Source organism: Streptococcus sp. UMB1203, assembly GCF_030217725.1.
Classification (GTDB): Bacteria; Bacillota; Bacilli; order Lactobacillales; family Streptococcaceae; genus Streptococcus.
In genome coordinates this window covers 1-4,286 of the sequence record NZ_JASOOK010000053.1, presented here as the reverse complement: position 1 = coordinate 4,286, position 4,286 = coordinate 1, and the positions used below count along the sequence as shown (strand labels likewise).

Below are 4,286 nucleotides of genomic sequence, written 5' to 3'. Positions count from 1 at the left end.
GATAAGAAAGACATTCCAGAATACCGCTTCGTAGAGACTAAGAAATTACCAAATGGTGATACAGAACACATCTACGAAAAAGTTAAGACATCATTCAAGGATAAAGAAGGAAATGAAATTCCTAAATATCCAAGTGAGCCAGGAACAGTTGATAAGAAAGACATTCCAGAATACCGCTTCGTAGAGACTAAGAAATTACCAAATGGTGATACAGAACACATCTACGAAAGAGTGGTAGCACCAACGCCAACACCTACTCCTACTCCAACTCCATTTGAATACAAAGTGATCACTACATTTGTGGATGAAAACGGAGTATTAATTATTCCTGATGAAAATGGTTCACATCCAGGTAAACCATTAGAAAATTATGAACTAGTCCGTACGGAAACAGATGCAAATGGAAATGTTCGCAATGTTTACCGTAAGATTCAATCTCAAAAACCAGTACAACCGGTAGAGCCAGCAACTCCAGCAATGCCTGAACAGCCAGCTAAACCAGAGGTACCAGCAACTCCAGTACAGCCAACCGCAGTGAAAGAAGCTGAAGGTAAACGCGAATTGCCAAATACTGGTACAGAAGACAATGCAAGCCTAGCAGCACTTGGACTTCTTGGAGTATTGAGTGGATTCGGTCTTGTAGCCCGCAAGAAGAAAGAAGACTAATCTTTCTAATTGACATGATTTGTTTGGAATGAACAGATTATCCTTAAAGCTGATGAATCGATGATTCGTCAGCTTTTTGCTGTTGTTACCGGGGTTATAGAGTGGACATAGAAATCAGGCTCTCATACTCTTCGAAAATCAAATTCAAACCACGTCAGCTTCGCCTTGTCGTACTCAAGTACTGCCTACGGCTAACTTCCTAGTTTGCTCTTTGATTTTCATTGAGTATCAGTTGGGAAATATTGGTTATACTTTCTTCTTTTGGTGAAAATATGGTATAATAGGGAGTAAAAAACTTTGAAAGAAAGAAAAAGATGAATTTAAAAGATTACATTGCAACAATTGAAAATTATCCAAAGGAAGGGATTACCTTCCGTGATATTAGTCCTTTGATGGCTGATGGGAATGCCTATAGCTACGCTGTTCGTGAAATCGTTCAGTATGCTACTGACAAGAAAATCGACATGATTGTAGGTCCTGAAGCTCGTGGTTTTATCGTGGGCTGTCCAGTTGCCTTTGAGTTGGGAATTGGTTTCGCGCCTGTTCGTAAGCCAGGTAAATTGCCACGCGAAGTCATTTCTGCTGACTATGAAAAAGAGTACGGTGTTGATACCTTGACTATGCACGCGGATGCCATCAAGCCAGGTCAACGTGTTCTTATCGTAGATGACCTCTTGGCAACAGGTGGAACTGTTAAGGCAACCATCGAGATGATTGAAAAACTTGGTGGTGTTGTAGCAGGTTGTGCATTCCTTGTTGAATTGGATGAATTGAACGGTCGTGAAAAAATCGGTGACTACGATTACAAAGTTCTGATGCATTATTAATGAAAAACAGTCCCTAGGGCTGTTTTCTCTACATTAGGATATAAAAATAGACTATAGCTAGTTAGAAAAAAAGTATAATTGAAAACTATATCTTCTTGCAGTATAATAAAAGGACTAGATGTTTGAGATTTGGCTTCAAACATATGCAATTATTCCTGAAAGAGTACAGTTAGGAGAGGGTTATGCCGATTCGAATTGATAAAAAATTACCAGCTGTTGAGATTTTACAGACAGAGAACATCTTTGTCATGGATGATCAACGTGCGGCCCACCAAGATATCCGTCCTTTGAAGATTTTAATCTTAAATCTCATGCCACAGAAAATGGTCACAGAAACCCAGTTGTTACGCCATTTGGCCAATACACCCCTGCAACTGGATATCGATTTTCTCTATATGGAGAGCCACCGTTCTAAAACAACTCGTTCAGAACACATGGAGACCTTTTATAAAACTTTTCCTGAAGTCAAGGATGAGTATTTTGATGGGATGATTATCACAGGGGCTCCAGTTGAGCATTTACCATTTGAGGAAGTGGATTATTGGGAGGAATTCAGTCAGGTAATCGAGTGGTCCAAGACCCATGTCTATTCTACCCTTCATATCTGTTGGGGTGCTCAGGCTGGACTCTATCTGCGTTATGGTGTAGAAAAATACCAGATGGACAGTAAGCTATCAGGTATTTATCCTCAGGACACCTTAAAGGAAGGGCACCTTCTCTTTAGAGGCTTTGACGATAGCTATGTATCCCCTCATTCACGGCATACGGAGATTTCTAAGGAAGAGGTCTTAAACAAAACCAATCTCGAGATTTTATCAGAAGGGTCACAGGTTGGGGTTTCGATTTTGGCTAGTCGTGATTTACGAGAAATTTATAGTTTTGGGCATTTGGAATACGACCGTGATACCTTAGCAAAAGAGTATTTTCGAGATCGTGATGCAGGTTTGGATCCTCATATTCCAGAAAATTACTTTAAGGATGATGATGTCAATCAGGTACCTTGTCTTTGTTGGTCTTCATCTGCAGCTCTCTTTTTCAGTAACTGGGTGAATTATGCAGTCTATCAGGAGACGCCTTTTGACTGGAGAAAGATAGAAGATGATGCATCTGCATATGGATATTTATAAGAGGAATTATGACATATTTAGACGCTTTTAAATTAGGGAACTTGGTTTTACCGAGTGCCCTGCTCTTGCATTTTAAGGAACTCTTTCCTTCTAGCGACGATTTTCTGGTCTGGCAATTTTTCTATTTGCAAAATACGACAGGCTTAGAAGAAATGTCGCCAAGCCAGATTGCTGAAAGGATTGGCAAGGAAATTTCAGATGTCAACCAGGCCATTTCTAATCTGACGGAAAGGGGACTGCTTCAGTATCGAACGATCGAATTGAATGGTGAAATTGAATTGCTTTTTGATGCTAGTTTAGCCTTGGAACGATTGGATGACTTGCTTGGAGCTAGTTCTTCGAGTTCAGGTCAGTTGACACCTCAAAACCAGCTCAAGGATTTGGTAGAAACCTTCCAGCAGGAGTTGGGACGCCTGTTGACACCTTTTGAGATTGAGGATTTGACCAAGACACTAAAAGAAGATGGAACCAGTGCTGACTTGATTAAAGAAGCTCTTCGTGAAGCTGTTTTGAATGGCAAACCAAACTGGAAGTACATTCAGGCGATTTTGAGAAACTGGCGCCATGAAGGTATCAAAAGCGTGGCTCAAATTGAGGCTAAGAGAGCAGAGAGAGAAGCAAACAATCCTCAGTTGACACAGGTATCTGCAGATTTCAGAAATGCTATGGATCTCTGGAAGGATTAATCCATGTAAGCAGGCTTGAAATCCGAGTAAGATTTGCAAGCTGTGTCTAATTGTGATAAAATAAATAGAAAATAAATTGAAAAAAGAGGTATGTGAAATGTCACGTAAACCATTTATCGCTGGTAACTGGAAAATGAACAAAAATCCAGAAGAAGCTAAAGCATTCGTTGAAGCAGTTGCATCAAAACTTCCTTCATCAGATCTTGTTGAAGCAGGTATCGCAGCTCCAGCTCTTGATTTGACAACTGTTCTTGCGGCTGCAAAAGGTTCAAACCTTAAAGTTGCTGCTCAAAACTGCTACTTTGAAAATGCAGGTGCTTTCACTGGTGAAACAAGCCCACAAGTTTTGAAAGAAATCGGTACTGACTACGTTGTTATCGGCCACTCAGAACGTCGTGACTACTTCCATGAAACTGACGAAGATATCAATAAAAAAGCAAAAGCAATTTTTGCAAATGGTATGCTTCCAATCATCTGTTGTGGTGAGTCACTTGAAACTTACGAAGCTGGTAAAGCAGCTGAATTCGTAGGTGCTCAAGTATCTGCTGCATTGGCTGGATTGACTGCTGAACAAGTTGCGGCATCAGTTATCGCTTATGAGCCAATCTGGGCTATCGGTACTGGTAAATCAGCTTCACAAGACGATGCACAAAAAATGTGTAAAGTTGTTCGTGACGTTGTAGCTGCTGACTTTGGTCAAGAAGTTGCAGACAAAGTTCGTGTTCAATACGGTGGTTCTGTTAAACCTGAAAACGTTGCTTCATACATGGCTTGCCCAGACGTTGACGGTGCCCTTGTTGGTGGTGCGTCACTTGAAGCAGAAAGCTTCTTGGCTTTGCTTGACTTTGTAAAATAATCAGTAGCAAAAGCTAGGTGGAACAGCATTCAGATGTCTGTTCCATTTTTTAGGCTCTTTGTCAACTGTAGTGGGTTGAATAAAAGCTAAAACCGAGAAAGGACAAATTTCGTCCTTTCTTTTT

General features: G+C 40.6%; 5 protein-coding genes. All 5 read left to right on the top strand.

Translation table 11 applies throughout. The annotated features are described in order from the left end of the window. Positions 1 to 666, top strand: a 666-nt coding sequence (locus QP439_RS08750) for an LPXTG cell wall anchor domain-containing protein (RefSeq protein ID WP_261032261.1), incomplete at its 5' end; no start/stop codon positions are given. A 314-nt stretch (positions 667 to 980) separates the two neighbouring features. Then, the gene (locus tag QP439_RS08745) at positions 981 to 1,493 is read left to right on the top strand and encodes an adenine phosphoribosyltransferase (RefSeq protein ID WP_001049318.1); all 513 of its coding nucleotides are present in this window, start codon (positions 981 to 983) and stop codon (positions 1,491 to 1,493) included. Between the two features lie 182 nt (positions 1,494 to 1,675). Continuing rightward, complete coding sequence (gene metA, locus QP439_RS08740) at positions 1,676 to 2,620, top strand: homoserine O-acetyltransferase MetA (RefSeq protein ID WP_285389608.1); 945 nt, start codon at positions 1,676 to 1,678, stop codon at positions 2,618 to 2,620. An 8-nt stretch (positions 2,621 to 2,628) separates the two neighbouring features. Next, a complete protein-coding gene (locus QP439_RS08735) occupies positions 2,629 to 3,306 on the top strand; it encodes a DnaD domain-containing protein (RefSeq protein ID WP_285389605.1) in 678 nt (225 codons plus the stop codon). A gap of 97 nt (positions 3,307 to 3,403) precedes the next feature. After that, positions 3,404 to 4,162 carry a triose-phosphate isomerase gene (gene tpiA / locus QP439_RS08730; RefSeq protein ID WP_000087893.1) on the top strand — a complete coding sequence of 253 codons (759 nt, stop codon included), beginning with the start codon at positions 3,404 to 3,406 and terminating at the stop codon, positions 4,160 to 4,162. Positions 4,163 to 4,286 lie beyond the last annotated feature (124 nt).